The sequence below is a fragment of the Proteiniphilum sp. X52 genome (genome assembly GCF_003712195.1).
Lineage (GTDB): Bacteria > Bacteroidota > Bacteroidia > Bacteroidales > Dysgonomonadaceae > Proteiniphilum.
Genome location: NZ_RDSD01000005.1, coordinates 1 through 24,991 on the forward strand (window position 1 = coordinate 1; position 24,991 = coordinate 24,991).

Here is a 24,991-nt window from a genome sequence, read left to right on the forward strand (position 1 = left end):
AGTCGAAATTGGGCGGATGAGGTGAGCGTCTCATTCTGTCATTCTTGTTTGACTTTGAGTACTTTCACGCAGAACGTTGTCAATGAAAAAAAATCCCACCATCTTATTATCATCAGGAAAAAGCTTTTTCTCCATTTCACTTTTCCCCATAGTGTTAGGTTTCCCGTAAGCAATCCAAGCTGGTTCGACAGTCAATTTAAACGACTCTGCCGGTCCTATCGATTTAGGGCCAGGGAATGCCCCTTGTCCCATAGCAATAGATTTCAATAAAAACAGAAAACATGCACATATCCAATATATTTTGATTCCCCTATTCATATATATTAATATATAAAATTATTCTATTAAGTTTAATAAATATAAGAGGCACACCAGAACTTCATTCTTGAGAAAATATCAGTTAAAAACACAAAAAAAATTATATTCCGCCACTGATAATCTTTATTTGCGTTTTCTCATACTCAAAAAACGCAAAAATATTTTAAATGAATTATCCACCCTTGTTGCTATGACTTCCATTCAGCATTGGATAAAAATGATGAATGACTTTTTCATAATTCAACTATAACTCCGAAATATACACTTCCAGTGGAGATAGCATCTCTTTCCGGATACCGGAGATATTAAGCGGCAAATTATCCGTTTTACTTGTGTTGGCAGCGATGATATACTTTTTCTTCCCATCTTTTTTGATCATGACATGCAAATTATTATCTACATTCTTTTCCATCGTTTTCATTTTAACAATAGGCAAATTGTTATTCAATTCGCCTAACATCGGTAATAAGGCATCGAATACTTCCGCTGTTTTGCTCCAGTCGTTCCAAAACAGGATCCCCGTTGCCCCGTGGATGATGGAAGTATAGATTTGACATTTTACTATCTCGATATACTTTTCGGGTGGCACATTGGAAGGTTTTGCATACCCATTCCCATCAAAATAGATCCAGATGGGGGTATTGGGACCTAATCCTTCCCTCAACGCATCTACCGTTATGCCTGATAATACCGGATAGGCGAAATAATCACGGAAAGCATTTATACCGAACACATCCCCGCTTCCTTTATATCCTGACGCGATCAACCTTGTATTCTCATACCAAACAGACTTCAAGGTATCAAGCTCATATTCTGTATAGGAATATTTTCCTTTATCGAATTGATAAACAGGAAGGCCGTTATGGGCATGGTAAAATCCCAATAGAGGGATTTCAGACCCCAGGGCTCCCGGATCTATCGATTCGTAAGGAGGATCTTTGGGGAGGCTGTCATGGGTTTGCAGATACTTCTCCTCGAATAAATAGGTGCTCCCTTTACAGTGGCCTAATAAATCGACGAAGACAAGCGCATTCGGGTCGTAATGCTTCACCCTTTCATTGATTTTCGCTCCCACGGAAGGTGGGACAGCCCATTTACTCACCCCTCCCAACGCGATCTCATCGATATGTGAGTAGATATATTGGTCATTGGGAAGTGTTTCCAGGATCTTTTGAATCTCCACATCTAAATATTCCTCAAATTCAGGGCTGTCTACTAATTTTTTCATATACTGACTTCGGTGATAATCTTTGTCCTTTCCGTCCGGCAAACCGGGAATCTGATCCAGGTATTTATGAAGGATAGGAGAAAAGGGGTTGAGTATATGGTTTTTTTCCGACATATAATCTTTTTGGAGTCCGGGCGTCATGAAAACCATATTAATCGGAGCGGTTCGTTCCCGGAAAAGCGATGCGTTCTTTTGATATTGCAGTTCATCCGATTCCACGGAATCGGTAAAGGTATACCCTGGCACATGCCAGGTTCCGATAGCGAAAAACTTTTCAAACCTATCGCCGGAAAGCCCTTTTTGTAAAACCCAACCGTCGTCATATTTCCATTCCAAACCGGCAGACGATTGTTTCGTAGGAACGGAACAGGCGCCCAACACAAAAAACAAGGCGGCGATTATCCGATAGTTCATTGTCTTCATCATATTTATTTTTTACTGATTGCTGATTATTGTCAAGTCCATTAGTTAAATTTACCGGCAAATCAAAAAAAGTATTCTGCAGGATATCATAGCCGTGATTACTTGCTATATCGTTGGAGCACTTCTACCATTTCATCGGAGAAATAGGAATAGGCGAATAAGCAAAATCCCTGATAACCGTATTGTTTTACCATTTCAAGTTGTTTGTCAACAATATCTGCATCCATAGGGACAGTGGTGTCATCTTTCTTGGTGTAAAGTCTTAGTCCGGGGTATATTCTTTCCGACACACCTTCGGGCGTATAAAGTGCCTGTTCATCAAGGATATCCTGAAGGATATCCAGTCTATCGGTATAATTCATGGGAAAAATGTAGTCGACTATATTTTCAGCCAGGAGTTCCCTGCTGTCGCGATAGATGCCGTGGTATTGCTGGGGTCCTACTCCGGAGGCGGCTGTGACCAGCAAATTGGGATCTTTCTTCTTCGCTATCTTATTTACTTCACGAAAAAGTTCTTTAAGATGGCTTGCCCTCCAATCGATCCATTGTTTGCGTTTTTCTCCCATCGGGTCGGGGCCTGTTACGCCGGCCTGTGTCCGGAGCCCGGTAATCGTATCCTTAAAGTATTCCATTACCTGCGGTGAATCGCTGTGCATTAGCTGGAAACCAATTACAACCACCTTTCCTTTCTCTTTCCGGTTAATTGTAACCACAGGCTCATCCGTATCCAGGCGGACAATGATGTCCGCTTTTTCCGTGACCAGGGAACTGCCACCTATTTTAACCTGCAGGGTATCGATCGATTTTCCGAACAGGTTGTCCGAAACCTGAAGTTTGATCCGTTCAGTTTTGAAATTCTGGCTTCTCGTAACTCCGGTCAACGAACTCAACAGCTCTTTTCCAAATACACTGTTATCCGGGGAAATCCATATGATATCGCCACCCCGTTTCACATACCTGTCCAATGCTTTGGCCATTTGAGGCGGTATATGATTGTAATAGGACATAATAAGCAATCCGGGGGCTTTCAATGCGTCAATATTGGCCGGTTTTTCCGAAATATAGGCATAGCCTACTCCCGTACGGTTAAGGTTTCGTTCAATTGTGCCTAATGTTGCTACATGAGGTGTACTTGCATCAGGACATAACATCCTGACCGGGTAATGATCTTGGGCAGGCGGGACAATCCGCTCGGGATGATCGAAAAAATCCTGGGGATCAAAGCCGTAGGATGCTTTAAAACGGTTTCGTGCCGCTTCCGAATAATCAAAGGCGGCATTCCAGTAACGGGCATAATCGAGATGGATACCGTCAATATCATATTCCAGCAATTCTTCCAATACGGACAACAGATACGGATTTACCTCAGGGTGTGCCGCCGATAAGAATACGTGGTCGTAGTTGTTGTCAACAAACGGTTTACTTATCCAGTCCGGATGCTTGGGTTTCGAATAATAGGTACAGCTCCATGGCTGAACCTTTATTCCGGCCGCATGCGCTTTCTCTATCAGATAGGCGAGCGGATCATACTGTTCATCTGCATGTACCTTACCAATAAAGTTTTTCGATTTGAACCAGACTTCATCACGTAACATAATGTCGGGCAAAAGGGTATTGATACCCGCCGTTTGGCATTTTTCAATCAAGTGGTCCACGGTTTCCCGGTCTTTGAATCCCGGAGGATCCACCCAGAGGGCGCGGACTTGAAATTGAGGTTCTTGGGATGCCTTATTCAAGATTCCGGTACATCCCGGAAAAAGGATGGCAAGCAGTACAATTTGAATGATCAAGGATATAATTACCCTTTGGTGATATGGCCTTTTCTTCATAGTTCGAATATTAGTTGCAAGTATATTTCTCCACTTTTCCCGGTTTTAGCTGGAATGTCTGGTTTAAAACATCGGCCGTTAGGGAACGCGCGTAATTGCATAAGTTGAATCAATTGCCTGATAATAAGTTTTTGCTTATTATCAGGCGGTTGTAATAATTAAAGAAAAAATTACCCGTGATCTATTCTATCACCCAGTAATTGTCGGTCGCGTTGAAATCGAACTCATAAAAATCTCCTGCGCCATCCACCGCAATCAATTTCTGGCCGACCGTAATCAGTTTTACAAACTTATTCCAGCCGCTTCCGATTTTATTCAGCCCCCGATGAGTGCCTACCGTGGAAATGGGAATACTCCACAGGTAACCTTCCTCATCCACCGCCACGATGTATTTGCTATCGAACAACGTGACCGGGCTGTACAGGAAATTGGTAGCTACCGCGGTATTGGTCGGTTTTCCCAGGACGGCTTTGTTGTTCACATACCACGCGTTCATGGCGCCGGCAGCCGAGATGACATAGAAGAACCCCCTGGCCGGTATAAATACCGGAAAGGAAAATCCTGAGCCAAAATAGTTATTGGCGCCCGATTTGACAAAGGTAAGCTGGGAATTCTCTATTTGGAACATAAATATCTGGTTGTTGGTATTCACCCCTATAAACTTGTCGTCGTCGTAAAAGAAGAACTCGCGGTAAGTGGCTCTTGGAACCAATCCCGGATAGGATTCGCTTTGGGTGAACGCTCCGTTCTCATTCAGTTGATACAGGATCAGGTCGCCTTGGAGATTCCATTCATAGAGGCTCGTGGGGGTATGCGCGGAATAGCGGCTGCCCGGGTCTCCGGGGAAGGCTATTTTCTTGCCGTTTTCAAATACCGCTTTCGGGGCTTTATATTCTTGATAACGGCCATACACCGTATCCATCCCCTGCGGCAGGAAAAAGACATTCCGGAAACGGAATTCCGCTCCGTCGGCGAAATCGGCCAGTTCCACCTCGTTGGTCTCCCTCCCGATCTTTATTGTTTTTTCTGTGCCCTGGTTGTCGGTGTATATAATTTGGGAATAGACCACGCTGTCGCCCGCCATGGCCGGTGACAAAACCAGTCCATAATTCGACTGCTCGTAATTGAATATCATCTTGGTCAGCCTCCTTACCCGCAAGCCGTCGGCGAAAGTTTCTCCCCATACCGTTGCCGTGGCAGAAGAGAACAGCGAAGTTTGGCCATTGCTGTTCACGTTCCGGAACTCGAAAAGGGTAGATCCTTCGGGCAGGTTTTCGATAATGATCGAATCTCTCAGCAGGTTGGAAGAGGTTCGGGTGACATTTTTCACGATAGAATCCTCCCGCTGGTTCCAGTAGATAATGGTCTGTTCAATTTTCGGGTCGGAGCCCAGATACCATGTGAGTTTGGCTTTGCCAAAACCGGGTATCGACTTGATGGAGTCCACTTTGCCCAAATAGACCTGTTCCTCCCGGTCTGCAAATTCCCGTTGAATTTCATTCATATCGTCACAGGATATGATGCACGCGAGGAGCGCGGGCAGGCTCAATAATGCCGTAATCAGTTTATTTGTCATCTGTTTCATTTGTTCATCATTTGTTATTCTTGTGGAACCGTATTATCGCCAAAGAAAGATATCTCGCCCATGGAGAAATAATTATCTGATCGCATGCTTCTGGCAATTTCACGGACAAAAATACGGATATACCGTACGGGAGCTGCGTTAAATGGTATCTCGTATTCCGCACCGTTAGCACACAGCGCTTGTATGTCAGAAGCGACAGTGTAATAGGGGACTTCATGATAGCCTAAATATTGCCAATCGTCTTTGAAGGTCCTGTCGGGAAGTGGTTGGGTGGGATCCTCATTCAGGATATGTCCGGTGACGAGGCTCAACGAATCTAACCAGTAGGCACGGTTCTGCAGTAGGTTGAAATCGATCTTGTTGGTCCCCCATATTTCCATTGCCGTGATATTTACCTGTCCGTAAGGAGAATTCAGATGGTAAAAATGGTGAATAATGCGGCTGAGTTTAACCACCTGTTTCATATCGATGGTAATCGACAAGCCGCTGCCTCCGGGATTTGTCAACCAGCCATGAGAGGAGGTGTTCACGATATTATCCCAGAGGGTGGAGGTGGAACGGCCTGATAAATTCGTAGTGTTATCAAACGGAATGCTCCCGCGGAAATCGGCATAGGGTTTCGGCACCATTGTTTCGAAAAACGGCGTGGTGGTAAGCTGTACCGTATCCGAAATATTGCCCCATTTATCTTCGAACGACAAGGCGAAGGTAGTCTCTTTGGCTTCATGCCCCCTGAAAGAATGTGTCTCTCGCACCATCGTCGAGTAATAGACCTCCCGGGTTACCAACTCATGAAATAAAGAATCATCCAATGTCATCAGTCGCACCCCTAATTCGGTGCCTACCGGATTGTCCCATATTGCGACAATTCCCCCGAATCCCGGCATCATTTCCAATGATTCCATGCTGATATCGATAATCGACTCTAACGGTTCGAACTCCACCTCCAACGGTTCCGATCTCTGCTCGAACTTGTTCACTTTATAGAGGGTCGCTTTTACCCTGTCCACCCTGTGAAATCCCTCGATGGTAATGGAATTCTTATGCACTGAGGATTTCTCGGTAAATATCTTTCCGTTTCTCTCGTACTCGGCCATCACATACATGATATCCGGATCGTTGGGGATGGTATAGGTGATTGTGGCCCCGCCATTGATAGGCGTCACTGAATATGCCGTGAGCGGGCCGGGATTCCACGGTCCCTCCGGTTCTCCCGGCGCTGTGGAAATATAGTCGGTGCAAGCTAAGAAAGAACCCACCAGCAAAACTGCTATTATATAACTCAATTTTTTCATCCTAATTATATTGTTTTATCAAAAAAGAAATATCGTGGTTATTACCACCCGTAGGTCTGCACTAAGTTGGGATTAATCCTCAGGTCGTAAATCCTCAATGGGCTCAAATAATCCCTGAAAGTTACCTGACGGTCATATGCGGGAAGATGTTCCACCACATAAAAATCTTCCGGATCTTTTGCCGTATTTGTCCACCTCATGTATGGAAGCGACCAGTACTGGTCGGCTGTTTTCCAGCGGCGGACATCCCACCAGCGCTGCGCCTCGAAAGCCAGTTCAATCACCCGTTCTTGCCGGATAATATCTCTCATTCCCACTTTATTTGACGGTTTGTCGGGATTTATGGACGCGTTTGCCCACGATTCTTCCACTCCCTTTAAGCCGGCATGTTCCCTTACCTGGTCAATCCAGTAATAGACCTCCGCGTCGGGTTGCTCCTTCACCTCATTGAGCGCCTCGCTGTAGAGCAGGTAGAGGTCGGCCAGACGAATCAGCGGGAAGTGGTAAGGATGCGCGGTATAGCGATATGCCGAATTACCCTGGCTGGCGGAAGATTCGAACGGGATGATCTTTTTGGGGAGGTAACTGCCGCTAGAGAACACTTCCCCGCTCCGCCATCTCAAGAAAGGATTGAACGAAGCGCCGCCGTCGGTCGTCGTGGTGGCAAGCTCGTAATATCCCCGGTCAAAAGCCAAGTCGGCATAGAATCGCGGCTCGCGGTTGAAATGGATTTCCGCCGTGGTCTCTCCGGTGGCTATATAGGATTCGTGCTTGTCTCCGGGCGTGGCGCGGCGCACGCCGAACCGTCCGGAATAATTATAGTCCTTGTCTTCGTTGATCGGCACTCCGTTGTTGCTGTAAAATACTTCCACCATCTGCCATGAGGCATCGTGATACTGCACATAGCTCTGCTGGTCTTCGGCATATATATAGGGGAAGAGACGCGCCAGCAAATCACCGAGACTAGCAAATCCCAACCCGGTGGCGTTTCCTTTTCCATTGGCAGGCATCTCCATGGTCGCCCAGATTATCCCCGTATTCAGCCTGATATCCTCGGTAATGGCTTTCCGGATAGTCATGAGTTGCACCACTGTGTCGTTCATGTTATACGTTTGCGGCCCCCCGGCGTATTTATTGAATTTGTAGAGCTGCAATCCTCCTTCGTGGCAGGCGTCGATCGCGCTTTTAATGGCTGTTGCCGCCCTCTCCCATTTCGAGGGATCGTACGTGTCGGGTATCAATTGTATTCCGCGGTTGTCAACCCAGTTTTTATAGTCGGGATTTCCGTTGAACAGGGGGCTTGCCCCCCATACCAATACCTTTGCTTTCACAGACAAGGCGATGGTTTGCGAAATACGTCCCAGTTCGGATGACGGGTCGGGGAGCACCAATGGCAGGCCTTCGATCGCTTCGTCCAGCAAGTTCACGATATAATCCACGCAGACGTCTATTGGTTCGCGATACGACTGCAACTCCTCGGGACTCGACGAGAGAGGCATCTCCTTGTCAGCGATCACAATGGGGCCGTATAACTGCATCAGAAAGAAATGGTAATAGGCTTTCAGGAATTTTACCTCCGCAATCCACCGGGCACGTTCTTCCTCCTCTATATCCCGGGGGATATGGATGTTGTTCAGAAAAATATTGCAATCCCGTATGGCGACGTACAGGTTCTTTCCGCCCTGGTTTCCCGACCAGAAATCGAGATAGGGGCTGTTTGTGTTTTGCTGCCCGAGGGCAGTCAACGCTGCGACTGATCTCAGCGACCGGGAATCCCGTGGAAAAAGCTCGTCAAAACTGGTGTACCAGCCGGGATAAAAGAACGGATCGGTGATATCGGGGAGGTGGGAATAACAAGTTCTCAAAAACTTTTCCGCTACCGATCGGTTCGAAAAAGCATGGTCAAGCCTTGGCGCATCATCCGGCACCACGTCTAAATAGTCGCAACTCAGCATTCCCATCAGGAATAAAAAAGCTGTTATTCTTATGATATTTTTCATTTTAAGCATGATTAGAGATTGATATTTATACCCAAATTAAAAACTCTTTGAACAGGGTAACCCAAACCGTTACCCGCCATTTCAGGATCCCACATTTTAAAGGCAGACCAATGTAAAAGATTGGTTCCGCTGACATAGACACGGAACATGCTTACATGGAACTTTTTGGTCATTTTCTCGGGCAGGGTATATCCGACTTCCGCAGTTTTCAACCGGATAAAAGCGCCGTTGCGCAGCCAGTGTGTGCTATTCACGTTGTTGTTCGCCACCTGGTGGGCCGATAAACGCGGCCAGAACGCGTAGATATTCCGGTTGGTTTCAGACCAGTGGTCGTCGGCAATATACTGCAGCAATCCTCTTTGTCCATTGTTTATGAACGGCGTGATACTCGCGGAATTAATCATGAACGACGAGCGGGCGGAACCTTGGAAGAAACAGGATAAGTCGAATCCCTTATATCCCATGGAGAGCCCGGTGCCGTAAATGATTTCGGGCACGGTGGGATATCCGATGGGAACGATGTCGTCCGCGTTAATCACTCCGTCGTTATTGATGTCTTTGTACTTGATGTCACCGGCGCCATAGGTGCCTCCCAGGTTTTGCTTGGGAGAGTTGTTCACATCTTCTTCATCGATAAAGAGGCGCTCGGCGATATATCCCCTCAACTGGTTGATTTTATATCCGACGCGTAATTTCCAGGGAGCATCGCTGTAATCGGGTTCTTCCAGTTTCTTGTACCGGCTGGTCGCATAAGTGAAATTGCCGTTGACAACGGTCCAAAAGTTTTTATTGAAGTTCTTCTGATATTTCAATTCCACTTCGAACCCTTTGCCTTCCCCGATACCCACGTTTGCCTGCGGTATCGCGCGCAATCCCATCGTGGTGGGGATATCTGTCCTGCTCTGCAAAATATTTTCGCGGGTTTCCGTAAAATAGTCGACCAGCATCGTCAAGTCGCCAAACAGGCCGAGTTCTACCCCCAGGTTCATTTTCTTGGCTATTTCCCAAGTGATCTGGTCGTTGGCGTACCTTCCGATCGTGATCCCAGATCTATAATCTCTATTATAACCAAACCAATATCCGCTCCCGTTCATACTTATCTGAGACAGGTAGAAGAAACGGTCGTATCTTGACCCGATCTGGTCGTTACCTACCAAACCGTAAGTGGCTTTCAGTTTGAGGTTGGAAATAACATCCTTCATGCCCTCCATGAACTCTTCATTGCTTATCACCCAGCCGACTCCTGCCGACGGGAAAAAACCGAACCTGTTTTTTTTGGCAAACCGCTCGGTGCCGTTGTAGCCGAAGTTGAATTCAGCGAAATAGCGGGAATTGTACCCGTACGCCAACCGGCCGGCAGACGAAAGGTTCCTGCGGGGCAGGGTGGCATAAAGCAGCGTCTCTGCCTCGTTGGTCAGCCCGGTCTCGTTCCGTATCGTACCCACCAGCAAGGCGTTCACGTCGTGCATGTCGTTAAAAACTTTATTATACCCCAACCGGAGTTCGCCATAGATGGTAGAGAGCACATTGCTGCCTCCACCTGTAAAATCCAGGTACTCTGTCCCTGAATCAGGATTCAACGCGACCAGTTGATAGGAACCGTCCAAGGTCGTTGCCGGATGATAATAGAACGGCACATATCCCCGCTCCAGGGAATAAGAGGCGTTTCGCTGCACGTTAAAAACTCCTTTGGCAAACAATCCGTCTAACCCTCCGGAGAATTTGTGATTGGCTTCCATTTGTATCAACATCATGGATGAGCTTTCTTCCCGAAACCTGCTTGTGATCACTGCCAACGGGTTGACATATGAGCCTAACTCGCTTCCCATCCCGAAGAGGATATGTTTGGTGAACTCGTTCGCTTCATCTTTGGGATAATAGGGCAGGAACCGTACCGGCGTTGCGTTGCGTGCAAGGTGGAAAGCATATACCCCGCCCGATACCGTTTTACCGTCTACAATACCCTGTCTGGGACCTGTCCGGTCGTCGAACGATCCGTAGGCGCGTACAATCGCGGTGGTAGTGGGGGTAAGTTTAATAGTTACATTGGAACGCACCTGTATCCGATTGATATTGATGTTGTTATGAAGGAGATTTTCCTTGCTCTCTTTCAGGATCCCGGTGTCGTGCTGATAGTTGGCGGCAAGGTAATATTGCACCGCTTTTCCTCCCCCGGTTATATTCATATTCACCCGTTGGTTGAAAGTACGGTCTTTGAGCATGTAATTATACCAATCCACGGAAGGATACATGAGGGGGTTGGTGCCCAATTCGGTTTCCCTTATTTTGGACGAGGTATAGGGCAGTTCTACCATCGCGTCGCGTGTTCTTACCGCTTCGTTATGGAGTCTCATATAGGTAATAGGGTCTGCCAGTTTCACCAGGTCGGTATTGGCCGAAGAGGATAATTCAGCTCTTATATTTACCGAAATCTGGTCGGCTTTTCCCTCTTTGGTTGAAACCAGAATAACGCCATTTGCTCCACGCGCCCCGTATAGGGCGGCGGCGTTGGCATCTTTCATCACCGAGAACGAAGCGATATCGTCCACATTCAACCGTGCCAAGTCGGTAGAGGTCATTTCTATCCCGTCAATCAATATCAGCGGGTCCTTTTTCCCGCTCGCGCTGAAAGAAGTGATACCGCGGATGAAAAATTCCGCATTGTCCAATCCCGGTTCACCGGAGCGCTGGTAAGCGATTACCCCAGACATTCTACCCGCGAATGCAGTGGTGATATTACTGGAAGGCACCCTTAACTCCTCCGGTCTGACGGCGGAAATAGAACTGATCACGCTTTCTTTCTTTTGTACTCCGAAAGCAACCACCTGCACCTCATCCAGCGCAATCGTATCTTCCTCCAACACAATGGTCACATTGTTGGCTCCCGCGGCTTTTTCTTCTTTGGGAGCAAAACCCACAAAAGAATAGACCAGTGTCTCATTGGCAGCACATTCGATTGAATACTTTCCATCCACATCAGTTATGGTACCGACGCCCGGCCGTTCCTTTATCGCAACAGCGACTCCTGGCAAAGGGAATCCATCTTGGTCGACTACACGCCCGGAAATTTTCACTCTTTGCTGTGCGACATCCCGTACAATTTCCGTTTCATTGATGGTTGCATTCTCTCTGAGAACATTCGACTCTTTGCTTTCAGAAACAACACTTCCCAGAGCAAAAAGCGGACTGAAAATCATCATAATAATTATGACGAGACATACATTCAATGTTTTTTTTCCTTTCATTTGTTTTAGATTTACATTTTTAAGATAATTTGAGTGGTTGACCGAGTACCCTCTCTATTAATAGTTAGTATAATATATTATTCTGTATGCGTATATAAGTATCTGCCCAACGCGTGGAGAATTTCGCAAATTCAAGAAAAAATCCGTTGAATCTGTTACGGAACCATGCATGAGTGAAATGTGTCCGCATAGGATAGAATGGATGTTTGATACCCGCGGACAGTATTCTTCGTAAAATAAAATTAGATTGAAGAGTATTGTAATAATTTTTCTCGCCGACAGTAGTAGATTGATAATATATATAGGAATTAATATGCTTGATAAGGTCAAGATCCGAACGACAGCATGCTTTATTAACACTATTGTTAAATAATGTTATCGGGGGGGGGGGGTATTTATTAAAAAAACAAAACGAATTAAAGAGGCTCTCATCTTTTAAAAATATGTTATATGATTACACAAACACCACTTTAATTTTATAATACAAAGAAAATTAAAGTAAAATATGGGAAAGTTTGTTTTTGCGAAAATAAATCCTCAAAAAGCGTTAATCTTTCTCTCTGTTTATTTACTTTTTTTAAATGGCATTTTTATGAAAAATAGAATTGTAGCGTTATTATTCTCTATTCGGGCAGTTTGTTTCTCATTATCTTCAATACTTTTTCATTTACTTCGATCAGATGGCTTATAGTGCCCGCTTCTTTCCAGTTTAAGATACGATCCTGGTGGTAAAAAGGTTCTATAAATGTCTGGTTCTCGAGTAATGCGGCAAAATTCGCAAAATAACCGTCTGTTTCGGATAGTAAGACAAATTTTGCTTTTAGCAGATTGTATTCTTTAATTTGCTTATTGATTGTTTTAATATAGGTAGGGGGCATATACCCTGTAATATCCGTTCCTTTCAATATCTCTTTAACGAAGACACCTGATTGCTTATCGGATATTTGCCATTCTTTTTCCAATAAACCCGCTATTGTGGGAGCCAAATCAGTATGTTCAAAATAACTCAATTCCCTTCCTTCGGCAATACTGTTTCCAACAAATACCAAAGGGGTTTTCCAACTATCCTCATCAGACAGTGGATGCCATCCGATACGGCTCTGTCCGTGATCTGAAGTTACAATAAGGACTGTTTCATTCCACATTCCGGACTCTTTAAGAAAAGCAACGAACCTACCCAACTGTTCATCGGCGGCTTCTATTGCCTCCACATAAGGAGAATTAGGTGCGAAAATATTCCTGTAATAAGGCTTGTCCGGCATACTTTGAGAAATATCGTAGCCTCTTTGACCTGCTCTTTGAAGATGTATGCGCATAAATACCGGCGCTTGGGTCTTTAAAATATTGACGGCACAATCAACAACTTCCGCATCAGTGAATGTATCATCCATTATGAGTATGGAAAAGCCTCTTCCCACCGACTTATAGGCTGTTGTATTTACAACAAAGGCCGTTTGTTGTTGCGGAGAGAAAAGTTCCTGGATCATTTTATTTTCGGGAGACAAAAAGAGCGTACCTTCATGTAAAACCGGATTAGGGAAAGAGCAACTGTTAAACTTGCTGTAATCGCCGACAGTGGGGTGATGCGGGATAATTACATTTGCCCAACCCCATATTTTCACCTCCTTGTCACGCTGAATGACCATATTATCCCCAAAAACAGGTGACAAACGGAATTCCGCATATAGCTGTAACTGTATTATTAACAAGAAGAGCAAGAGAAATGAAATTCTTTTCATAAAGTCGCGATCTGATATTTTATTTTTTCTTGTTGATTTCATGTTGGTTGCATCATTATTGATAGTCTATAATTATAGTCTTATACCACTTCACTCTTTGATAACAAATTGACCACTTCCTCTTCCGATAAGTCAAAAACTACATAACGGCAATTTCCCACAGAGATGGTTGAATAGTTATTGGACCCTTCATGCAATTTACTTTTTATTACATTCATGTCATATAATGCAATATTCTTTTTTGATACCGGTATGCGAAGTAATTCTTCCCCACGAGTATGCCATAATACAACCCATGTTTTACCTGCCCGACTAAAAATAAAAGCACGAATTGAATCAGAGTTTTTCGTCACTGATTGCACTCTTTTATATGGAATAATTTCATATTTTCCATCCACATTTTTGAATAAGAAATGCTCCTGATTGCTGTTTCTTAACTCATGTTTCTGTTCATCGGTCATTAATCCTCCAATGCGCACCTCTTCCCACATCCTCATCACTCGAAAATTGTCTTCCGTACGGGGATGTTTCTTAAACTGGTCCAATCTTCCAAATAAGCCGATTGGGCAGTCCCATGCGGCTGCCCGACTGCAAATATATTCGTACATATCCGGTTGCATCCCGATTGTATTGTTGGAAGGAGCTAAATAATCATTCCATCCGAAATTCATTGATGAAAAGCTTTCGTTCATATATCTCGCTGCCTGTACCTGATACATGTCGGTTGCCTCTTTCACATCCTGAGGCGGGAAAACGTCAAAGGCATTCCCCCTTGTAATGATATGCCAGCTAAAATGCGATTTTGTAGCTCCCTCGGAAAAAATGGGAATAGGATTTAAATTTTTATATACTTCCAATTGAGCTTTCGGGACGTTATACCAATAGGGAAAATGAACATCTTCTGCTCCGTCGAAATAAACAAATTTAAATCCTGCCTCACTGTAAATTTCACTTACCCGTTTAGCTACTTCCTGCTGAATACTTGTTTTTTGGTCGAATCGGATAAACTTCGGCCAGGTGTCCACATCCAATAAACCAAATTTAAGTCCCTCAGCCGCTGCAGCGATTTCGGTTCCGAGCTCTCCTCTCTTGCAACCTGTAAATTGATAGGGGTAGGAAGTTGTGTAATTCTCGTATGAAATAATTTCATTGCCAATTTTTAACAACCTTCTTCCTCCCTCCAATGCACACTCACGGGGTGATTCCTCTACAATTATTATTGAGTCATCCTTATTTACGGGACAAGCTAATGTGAATATTTTTGTAAGATTTAATCTTGGATCGGGAATTGGAGTTACGTAAGGATCGTTCTTACTGGCTTTATTATAATGTATATGAAATCCGGGAATGATTCCGGCCTCTTCTATCTTTTGTACAATCTGTCTTAAATCATGTATTTTATTGATGTATTGATCGTTCCAAATAAAATGCCCCATGCTGACAAATATATCTTCATAATATAATAACATCTGTCGAAAACCGCCTTTCTTAGCATAGGCTATATGTTCATCCACATTTTTAGGAGTTATTCCTTTAGGTTCATAATATGAATATTTGTATTCATTGCTAAGACGACTTTTAACCCCTAAAGGAAGGTTGTAGTCTTCTTCTAAACGGGAAATGCAAGAAAGGAGTTTACTCGTGTTGGTTGTGATTAATGCGGCTCCCACACCTACTAATTTAATACTATTTTCCATTCCTGCAACCATCAGGCAAGTATTGCCATTTATAAAGGCATCGATTTTTGCATACGGGTCGGTCGCTAATACATTTACGGAAATATCATCATCCCATGCCACATTCAACCACTCCCCGAAATGAGAACGCTTCTTAATGGGTAATTGTAAGAGGGTAAATTCATCTACCTCGGTTTTTCTTTTTTCAACACCTATTTTTCCGATTGTATATTCTAATTTTTCCAAAGTAAAACCAATATAGTAATCGGTTATATTTAAATCCACAGTTGCCGTATATAAGATTTCTTCGAATTGGACAATTAATTTATTTCCATCTTTTTTTACTCTGTCCGCATAGTATTTACGTGGTTTAGCCGAATAGGTAAGCATTAATTCCGTAGCATATGGCCTATATTCTATAAGAGCAAATATAGATTTTTCCGTATTATCCAAATCGAGACATTCTTGTTCCGTATCTTTATGAATTAAACTTTTAGGCCTTCCATTATCATAAAGTATAAACCGCATGTCTTTATTCTCAATGACAATCTCAGACTGTTCGCTATGTAAAGCGAACAGCTTACTGCTACAGATTATATGAAAACCTACCAGTAGGGAAATAATGATTTTGTATTTATTTACACCTCTTGCAACCATTGCTTTAATTGTTTTTTGTCCTATTTTGTATCCAATGGAAGCATAAAATAGGATATATAAATAGGCAGGAATAAACAGCCAGTAACTCGTTTGAAAATTGTCCGGCGTAATTTCTCCTCCGGGTGAACAGGCCATCCGGAGAAATTATAGGTCGGTTTACTTCCCCCTAACAACACAGGTTTGTTGTTGCTCTGGTTTACTTGCGCGAATGTAAGGTTAGGTGCTAAAGTTAATCCCGCTCCGGCTATCGCCGAAGTTTTCAGGAAATTCCGTCTGTTTATTGTTTGCATATGTAACACAATTATTTGTTTTTTAGACGTATAGCATTTTCTGCTTGTTCTATAGCCTCACAGTGTTTTTTAAAACAAGGAGCTAATGTAGGTCTCCATGTTGTTTGCATAAAACCCTTAAGTCTATCGGAATTAATTACTTTCGAACAATATTCAACTGTTTTTTCAAAATTAATATTATTCGAATGGTTACTTCCCGTGGGAACCTGATCGTAACCATGAGTTTCCAGTTGGTCGTATAACCTTACGTATTTTTCATTTACAGGATTATCAATTTTTTCAAATTGAGATGCATAATACCAATTACTTTGCAAAACAGATTTCGGCATTTTTTTAAAAAAGAGATCAGGATGATCCCATGCATAATCAGACCAGATCCAAGACCTTACATTCTTTTTTTCTACTAAATCCACTAAATAATAAAAATCATGCCACCACAATTCGCCCTGACGGACAACCACATTCACATGATTTCTTTGATGACTTGCCGTCTCTTCATCCATGCCTAAATGAAAAAACCGGGGAGTATCAAATAGGCTACACACTTCTTCAATCAGATTTTTACATACAGTATAATATTTTTCCGAAGAAATCATACGTTGATAAGGGCCTAACCAAGCTTTATGTCCAGCCGAAAAATTCAATTTGGGAATAGGTTCCAATCCCATCTCCCTGATTCTTTTCAACTCTTCTTTCAATTGAGAGGGAGTCCAGGCCCCTCTAACGGCTATCTCCGGATGGCTATCATATCTTACACCATCTCCCAAATCAATGATCACCATATTCATTCCTGCTTCAACCATTTTCTTCAGAAGCCGATCCCAAACATCTTTTTCGAAAGTCAATTCCGGTTGATAGTGATGGGCCCACATTCTGACCTCTTGACACTCGTTACTCTGGTATGTTTTTGTCTGAAACTTAACAGGGGTATTATCTTCCCACATATTATAACTTAAATGGAGTAAATTAGCCCATATAAATTCATTGTTAGTGTTTTTTGTTTCTATTTGAGCAAAAATCTGTTCGGGTATAGCCACGAACATGCTAACCGCTGCAACTTGTTTAATAAATTCTCTTCGATTTGTCATTTGATTAACATTATTCCAAAAATAGATGATCGAATTCTTTATCAATCAGTTGATAAATTTCATTTCTTATGTCCAAAGGAAAATCATGGCCTGAATCGGGATAAAACACCTTTAAATTTTCTTTTACGCCAAGGGATTCATACACTACGGAGGCCTTCCGGATACCCTCTCTTACACCTCTGACCTCGAAATTCTTATCATTTAACGGAGAATTGGAAATGAAAACACGCGGGGCGATCAATGCGATTATTTCATGGAAATTGAAGGGAATTTTATTTTGATCCAACTGATACTTCGTTCTGATCAACGGCATATATCTGTCTTGTGCCCAAGGGCCCAATCTTCCTCCGTATAATTTTTCGGCGGAGGGTCCAATGTCATAATACTCAAACTGAGTCCAACCACAACTGGACACAACCACTTTCAAGCGGGGATCAAAAGCAGCAACGAATAGGGCATTATGCCCCCCTAAAGAATGGCCGATGACACCTATTCGGTCGGGATCGACCTGGTCGAGCTTTTGCAATAAATCCACACAACGGATATGATTCACTACTCCTTTCATTGTTCCTGATTCATACCGGTCGTTCTCAAAGTCGTAATCTTTCAGATCGCCAAAACCCGGATAGTCGGGGGCGATGACTACATATCCTCTTTCGGCCAACTCTTTAGCAATCGCCCTGTTTGGCAAATTTCCCTGTCCGTCGACTATTCCTTTACCCAGATCTCCCGTTGAATGCAATACAAGCATCGCCGGGTGTTTGTCCGCGCTGTTGCATGCGGGCAAGTATAGATAAGCGGGAAGATCTTCATTCTCAGCGACCGTAAAACGGATGGTATAACGGGTATAATCCGTTGTTTTCATGCTGTCTTTATATTGTATATTCATTGGAGGCAGATCAAGGAGGCATGGTAACGGCCCCATCACTGCTTCCAGGCTATCCCGCAGGGGATTATTATTTTTCGCGGAAAGGGTATATAATCCTGCCGACAATAGTATAAGCCCTGATATGAGTAACTTTTTACACATAAATACCTCTCAACTTACCTTGTTCTTCACAATGAAACCAACCGGTTTTTCACATTCCCCCACTGATTATTTTGTATTTATATAAAACAAAACTATTTTCCTTTGGTAACTGAACGGATATATTCCCATGGTTCTTTACCGTTTGTCTGTTCTTCTTGCCATAACCCAAGACCGGGGTGAGTTCCACTTCGCTATCTTTTTCAAGCCATGTCTCAATTTCCGCTGTTTCTTGTTTATTGAATTCCCTGAATATCAAGAAAAAACCCTGATGATCACCTGTCGATTGAAAGCCCGTCCATGACTTTCCCGAGGGTTCAGCTCCTATGGGAAGGATCATCCCTTTATGGAACTCATGTTGGATTTTTTTGTACTGTCTGATGATATCGGGCGATTCAAAAGCATTTTCCGGTAAATCGGCGACATCCATAAAAACCAAGGGTTGCCCTGCCATGGTTGTCGCAAAGAGATAATCCATGGAGTAACTGGCCGGGGCAAACAGATCATTGGCATATTTCTCCTCATTTCTCCATTTATTCAGAAACTCAACCTGTATTTTCTCTGCCGGGACATACTTCGATAACATCCAGATATTGCGAAGTGTTTTATAAGGATAATAACTCATAAAATCGGTATACCGATTTTCTATGAACATATTACCGTAATTATTTAAATAAAAATAACCTCCTCTTTGTCCGGCCGTTATGTCGTAATTGAAAATAACATTGTAGTCTGTCTCTTCCATCACCTTTTCATACATTCTCCGGGTCCTGACCTCCGCCGCTTTACTTTGCATTTGCTGACCGTCAATTTTGAATATACGGACGCCATATTTTTTATATAAATAGATGATCGCATCGGCGTCTTTTTCCCATTCCTCATTGTCATATTTGGAATTGGGAACAAAATATAGACAGACTTCCACGCCGGCATCTTTTCCTTTGGCCACGACTTTCTCAAAACCATTTGGAAATAAGTCTCGTTTTGGGGTCCATTTTTTCACGGGAACACCTTTTTCGTCCATATAGTCCGAGGTTTCCTGCCAGCCCCAATCCAGTTGGAAATGGCTTATGCCTAGGGCGGCGCAGGCATCAATTTGCCTGAAACAGAAATCTTCCGTCAATCGTTCCAAGGGTCCCCTGTCGCCCCAGGTGTTCATGGTGATCATTTCCTCCCTTGAGGCTTCCTGATTTCTTTTATGCTTATGATAGCTGTGCAGCGCTTTTAATTGACTTGACTCATCAATCGCCGACACTCCGAAAACGATGCTGTATGTTTTGGTCCATTCCCTGTCTTGCAAGTCAGAGGCCACTATCCCTATCCCGATCGATTTCACCTCTCCGTATTTGATGATAAAATCGGCACCTGGATATGCCAATTGAGAGGGAGCTAATGGGGATTCCTTCAAATAGAACAATCCCAGGTCATCTTCCATATTTCCCCAAAAAAGGATGTTCCCTTTATAGACGTTGTCGGCATAAGCTGTCTGCGAATGATGTTTTACAAATGTGTTGTGAGAGTCGGAATTATCGGAAAACTCAATCAGGTTTAATTTCCAGTGTTTTCCGGGAAGGCTTACCTGATCCAATACAGGTATTTCATCCTGTTGTGATAAAATATTGCGTTGTGGCAGATATTTCCAAACACCCAAATCTTTGTTCTGCACAATCCACGGATTATTGGCTCTTCCCCGTAAATAAGTGTCTATTGCTATGGCAGGGCAATCATCATAAATCCTGAAAACCCTCCGTACAGACAATTTTTCCATGGCATATTCTATGATGACTTCCGAATAGGGATCGGTGAGGGGTGTCTCGACGCGTTGAATGTCCCATGTGCCGGGTTTCATATTCTTGTCACTTTGTCCGGGAACAAAAAAATCCGCATGCTTCGCGAGGTTTTCCCACTCTTTTCCGTTCTCCTTGTCTGTAATCTTCAAAGTGATTAAATTACCGTTGTTCCACTGGAAACTGCGTTCAATTTTGTTGTTACCGATATAGAGAACGCCTCCCTCTTTACGGGCGTATCCGGCCTTATTGTCGGCAAATAGGCAATTTGACAGTGAAAGGGCAAGAATTAAACCGATATTTACTTTTCTGAGAAACATGGCTATTTATTATCAACACAAATCAACTTGAAAAATCTTTTTTGAGAATTACCCCTTTTGGAGTAGACCCTATATTTTATTCCGCTAAATCGATGTCCAGGACATGGTCTGCTTTTTTTCCTTCTCCCTATTTGCAACTTCCACTAGAAAAATTTCAGTCCCGCCAACTTATTCCAGTCTCCCCGGGTGAAATCGGGAATTTTCACCGGTCTCCCGCCGTTTGTGGCAGATAATCGCGTGAGTTCCACAAGGCATGACCATTCTGCCGCATCGTATACGTCCATATCAAGGGGTAGGCCGTTTCTTAAACAATAGATCAACCGATAATCCATCATATAATCCATTCCTCCATGGCCTCCTACTTGCTTGGCTTTCTCTCCTATCTCCTTTATGAAAGGGTGTTCATATTCTTTCACCAGCTCTTTGAACTTATCTTCCGGTAAGAATTGGTGGGCATCCGGCTCTAAAGCGATATAGGGGGCAGGGTACTTTTGCGCAAAACCTTTTGTCCCGCTTAATGCATGCAGGCGGCTGTAAGGGCGGGGACTGGTCACATCGTGTTGTACCATGATTGTTTTCCCTTTCTCTGTTCGGATAATCGTCGTATTCATGTCTCCCAGTCTGTGCCTTATTTGTGATTCAGGGGATCCCTCTCCGTATAGTCCTTTTAAATAGGCCGACATGCCAAACTGATCGGAAGAAACCGATACCAGGAAGTTCATTTTGTCTCCCCTATGTATATTCATCGCTTGGCAGATAGGGCCAAAACCGTGTGTGGGATAGGGATTTCCGTTGTAAGTCTCGTAAAATTTCACGCGCCACCCTCGCACATTTTTCAATTGGGACCTCAAGTCGTGAATATAAGCACCTTCACCATGGACAAGCTCCCCGAATACTCCTTGCTGGGCCATATGCAAGGTAGTAAGTTCAAAGAAGTCATAGCAACAATTTTCCAGCATCATGCAGTGCTTTCTTGTCTTCTCCGCGGTATCGACCAATTGCCAACATTCTTCGATGGTAACCGCTGCCGGAACTTCTATGGCAACATGCTTTCCCTGTTTCATCGCATATACAGCCATGGGCGTGTGGGTCAGCCAATCGGTACAGATATAGACCAGATCAATGTCATCCCGCTCACAGACTTCTTTCCAGGTGTCTTCTCCAACATATTCCGTCGCGGGGGGAAAGTTGTTATTCTGGAGATAGGATTGCCCTCTTTTTACCAGTTCTTCTTTCAAGTCGCAGATAGCCTTGATTTCAACCCCTTCCATGTGGATATATCTCCTAAGGGCCGCCGCTCCACGGTTACCCACTCCTATGAAGCCGATTCTGACTGTTGGAATGGGGTCAGCGGCGAGTCGCAATACATTTTCCTGTCCGGCGGGACGTTTCGGTTCTTTCAATTCGATCATTTTTACTTCGTCCTGCTTCATGCTTGCGCATGAGACGGAGAAGATAATGATAGGCAACAAACAAAATTTAAAAAGTGTTCGCATACGATTATTTTATTTATCATAGGGATTAACCTACCGGTTTAATTCTCAGCAGGACAACGTCCTCCCCCTGAACATTCACCGTTAATTTATTTTTTGTGGTTCCAATGTTATTCTTTTCCCAGATATTTCTTACAGAATAAGTTCCTTTCTTCATTCCAATTTTCGCATTGAACATCTCATCCCAGTCTATTTCATGCTTTTGGGAAGTCAATCCCCTGTTCAAGAAGCAGATCGCCCATTCTCCTTTGGCAAGAGGCCTTACCCAAGTTTCCAGGTCTTTTACCTTCATATACCTGAAACCGGGAATTCCCGCCGGATCTTGATCAATAGAAATCACTTCCTTTTCCGTCAATATTTTCAGTGTCGGTTCATCCATCTCCCTTAAATCATTTCCTGCCATCAGAGGGGCAGCTAAAATTGCCCAAATAGAAAAATGGGCCCTGTTTTGGCTTTCTGTCAGACCATTTCCCACCTGAAGCATTTCCACATCCATCCAAAACCCCGGTTTGACATAACGTCTGTACTTGGGCGTTTCATCCAGAATTTGAAGAACGCCGAGTTTAAACCAACTGCCATATCCTTTCTGGCAATCGAAACAGTTCATAATGTCTGAAGACATTCTCCACATATGTACTGTTTTCTCTGCCCAAGTCCAAGGCTCTCCAAAAGGACTCACACTCAATACCACGGGGCGACCTGCCTCCTTCAAAGCATTACTGATTGTCCTTATGGCTCCTTCCGGATGGCAATTGGCCGGAGAGCATCCGTCATATTTCAGGTAATCAACGCCCCATTTCGCATACTGAATGGCATCTTGGTACTCTCGTCCTCCGGATCCCGACCTCCCCTGACAGGTTTTCTCTCCTATGCTTGAATATATACCAAATTTTAATCCTTTTGAATGGACATAATCAGCCAAAGCCTTCATTCCGGAAGGGAATGTTTTCGGATTGGGCTGAATAAACCCCAGGCTATCCCTCTCTCCATGCCAACAGTCATCAATAACAACATATTCATAACCGGCTTCTTTCATTCCATTGGAAGCCATAGCGTCTGCTATTTCCCTTATTATATTCTCGTTGATATCACAATTGAACTTATTCCAACTGTTCCATCCCATCGGAGGGGTACGGGCTATCTGGTCAAATTTCTGGGCACTAAGTTCCACACAAGCCCCCAAGCTTGCAAAACTTAAAACAAATGATAAAATACGCTTATTCATGCATTTTATGGGTTGGTTAGTTTTTACTTAAAAATTCAAGTATTTGTTTCCTAATGGTTCTGAAATAAGTTACACTATTGTCATAATCGTCAAAGTTGAGTATGACCGCATTCACATATTCTTTTGCTTTGCCGGGATTTTTTTGCTCCACCATCTTCAATAACTGGTAATCGTCGATGCCGTCTCTCATCGCTTCAAACCGGATGGAAGAGTACAGTTTACGGTATCCGGGATATATGATGCAATTGTCTCCCGCCGGTAACCGGCCCCTGTCTCTCGAGGCATCTGCATTTAATTGGTCTTTTACCCAGTAATTAAGCCCCCAGTGCAGGTATCCGGTGACATCGTATTTATAATTTATCCAATGTAAATATCGTGTCTGATTGAGAGGCAACTCAATAAACCTGTTCGCATAATTGCCTCTGGGACCGACGCAGGTATAGAACCAAATTTCCTTTCCCTCCCCTTTCAACTCTTTGTAAAAGTTGAAATCCTTGTGAAGGATATCCAGTTGGGGAACCCAGACATCAATTGCTCCGGCTAGCTCTTTTGACGTCAATACCGCATCGAGCACCTTGACCCCAGGCAGGAACTCATGGATATAATTGCTTATGGTAACATAAGAGGCTGCATTTTTTGCCGTGGGCTCGTCCGCAATGTGCTGCATATACCTATCCAGCCACCCTTTCTGTGCAAGGTGTTGTTTCAGGGCAGGCATGAATTGTGTGATGAAATTTTTTGCTCTTTCATCATCGACAGGTAACAAGGTAAACCTGATCCCGTTTTCGACTTTTTGGGGATTGGGCGAGGAGCGTAACTTGCGGGTTTCTTCATTGTCGGGAAGAGGCACCTCCACGAAAAAAGGATCGTCCCATGCCCCGGAACGCCAGGCCAGATGACCTCCTTCTATCCGCTCCAAAGCGCCCACAGCATCGAAAATCTCCGCTTCCTTATCAAATCTGCTGAAATCAAAAGTATACTTTCCATCATCATATGTATATAGGGTATGCCAGATAGGATATATCCTATGCACATTCTGCCTGTGCGCCGCCATCATTTCGGCATGCATCCCGATCAATTCCCAGTATAACGGCGAATATGCCTCTACCGGCTCATTATTATTCAGGTAAGACAACGTCACAGTGCTAAAATGGGCAGACCAGTTCGTAATATACAAGGGAGATTTACCCAAGGTGACGGGATATACTCTGATATAGAAGTGTTTAAGCCACGTCTCTGTCTTCTTGCCGACTACCCCTGTAATTTTTACGGTCCCCTTATACAAACCGGGAATTGTTGCCGCATCTGTAGGTACGGTGATCCACAAAGGCTGCACTTCTCCGGGTTTTATGGAAAAGGCGGAATCAGGTAAAATAGGATCGGGGAAATAACCAGATGCTGACCGGATAATGTCTTTTGATGGGGGATTATAAGAGCGTCCGACGTGCACATAGCCCACCCAGCCGGCTGATGCTCCTTCCAGCGTGGAGAGATCAGATGATATACCTGTTACGCTTGCCCGCATGTTCTTTATTTCTGTTAATCCTGCCACAACAATCTGAATAGTGGCCACTTCTCCCTTTGCCACCCTGATGGTGTCTATTTCATCCCTGAAATAATTCCTTTCTTTAAGAACCTTAATCAATGGATCTACCTGATAAAGGTACACATGTTTATCTTTGCACGATATATAAAATAGAGAAGAGATAAACAAAAAAACAAACAGACTCAATTTTTTAATCATAATCATTTATATGCTGGTGAAT

At 43.7% G+C, this 24,991-nt stretch carries 16 protein-coding genes; all 16 read right to left on the reverse strand.

Annotated elements, in window-relative coordinates:
- Positions 1-30: 30 nt before the first annotated feature.
- A complete protein-coding gene (locus D7D25_RS05625) occupies positions 31-318 on the reverse strand; it encodes a hypothetical protein (protein ID WP_148038859.1) in 288 nt (95 codons plus the stop codon).
- A 244-nt stretch (positions 319-562) separates the two neighbouring features.
- Positions 563-1,972, reverse strand: a complete 1,410-nt coding sequence (locus D7D25_RS05635) for a hypothetical protein (RefSeq protein ID WP_148038860.1) — start codon at positions 1,970-1,972, stop codon at positions 563-565.
- A gap of 95 nt (positions 1,973-2,067) precedes the next feature.
- A complete protein-coding gene (locus D7D25_RS05640) occupies positions 2,068-3,798 on the reverse strand; it encodes a family 10 glycosylhydrolase (RefSeq protein WP_122967991.1) in 1,731 nt (576 codons plus the stop codon).
- A 181-nt stretch (positions 3,799-3,979) separates the two neighbouring features.
- The gene (locus tag D7D25_RS05645) at positions 3,980-5,383 is read right to left on the reverse strand and encodes a DUF4998 domain-containing protein (protein WP_122967992.1); all 1,404 of its coding nucleotides are present in this window, start codon (positions 5,381-5,383) and stop codon (positions 3,980-3,982) included.
- A 14-nt stretch (positions 5,384-5,397) separates the two neighbouring features.
- On the reverse strand, positions 5,398-6,678 hold the full coding sequence (locus D7D25_RS05650) for a DUF4959 domain-containing protein (protein WP_122967993.1): 1,281 nt from the start codon (positions 6,676-6,678) through the stop codon (positions 5,398-5,400).
- Between the two features lie 41 nt (positions 6,679-6,719).
- A complete protein-coding gene (locus tag D7D25_RS05655; protein ID WP_221407959.1) occupies positions 6,720-8,678 on the reverse strand; it encodes a RagB/SusD family nutrient uptake outer membrane protein in 1,959 nt (652 codons plus the stop codon).
- An 11-nt stretch (positions 8,679-8,689) separates the two neighbouring features.
- Complete coding sequence (locus tag D7D25_RS05660; protein ID WP_255417210.1) at positions 8,690-11,923, reverse strand: TonB-dependent receptor; 3,234 nt, start codon at positions 11,921-11,923, stop codon at positions 8,690-8,692.
- Positions 11,924-12,546: 623 nt separating this feature from the next.
- The gene (locus tag D7D25_RS05665) at positions 12,547-13,662 is read right to left on the reverse strand and encodes a sulfatase-like hydrolase/transferase (protein WP_158602546.1); all 1,116 of its coding nucleotides are present in this window, start codon (positions 13,660-13,662) and stop codon (positions 12,547-12,549) included.
- 80 nt (positions 13,663-13,742) lie between these two features.
- Positions 13,743-16,130, reverse strand: a complete 2,388-nt coding sequence (locus tag D7D25_RS05670) for a hypothetical protein (protein ID WP_221407971.1) — start codon at positions 16,128-16,130, stop codon at positions 13,743-13,745.
- Entirely contained in the window at positions 16,016-16,285 is a 270-nt protein-coding gene (locus tag D7D25_RS18785) for a twin-arginine translocation signal domain-containing protein (protein WP_122967997.1), read from the reverse strand. Before D7D25_RS18785 ends, D7D25_RS05670 begins: the two co-directional genes overlap by 115 nt.
- Positions 16,286-16,296: 11 nt before the next feature.
- Positions 16,297-17,373 (reverse strand): Tat pathway signal protein, encoded by a 1,077-nt coding sequence (locus D7D25_RS05680; RefSeq protein ID WP_148038861.1) that lies wholly within the window; start codon positions 17,371-17,373, stop codon positions 16,297-16,299.
- A gap of 10 nt (positions 17,374-17,383) precedes the next feature.
- Positions 17,384-18,403: an alpha/beta fold hydrolase gene (locus tag D7D25_RS05685; RefSeq protein ID WP_122967999.1), complete on the reverse strand. Its 1,020-nt coding sequence runs from the start codon at positions 18,401-18,403 to the stop codon at positions 17,384-17,386.
- A 49-nt stretch (positions 18,404-18,452) separates the two neighbouring features.
- The gene (locus tag D7D25_RS05690) at positions 18,453-20,507 is read right to left on the reverse strand and encodes an alpha-galactosidase (protein WP_122968000.1); all 2,055 of its coding nucleotides are present in this window, start codon (positions 20,505-20,507) and stop codon (positions 18,453-18,455) included.
- A gap of 143 nt (positions 20,508-20,650) precedes the next feature.
- Positions 20,651-22,003, reverse strand: a complete 1,353-nt coding sequence (locus D7D25_RS05695; RefSeq protein ID WP_185140224.1) for a Gfo/Idh/MocA family oxidoreductase — start codon at positions 22,001-22,003, stop codon at positions 20,651-20,653.
- Between the two features lie 25 nt (positions 22,004-22,028).
- Entirely contained in the window at positions 22,029-23,225 is a 1,197-nt protein-coding gene (locus D7D25_RS05700; protein WP_122968001.1) for a glycoside hydrolase family 27 protein, read from the reverse strand.
- 16 nt (positions 23,226-23,241) lie between these two features.
- Complete coding sequence (locus D7D25_RS05705) at positions 23,242-24,894, reverse strand: DUF4091 domain-containing protein (protein WP_221407960.1); 1,653 nt, start codon at positions 24,892-24,894, stop codon at positions 23,242-23,244.
- Between the last annotated feature and the right edge of the window lie 97 nt (positions 24,895-24,991).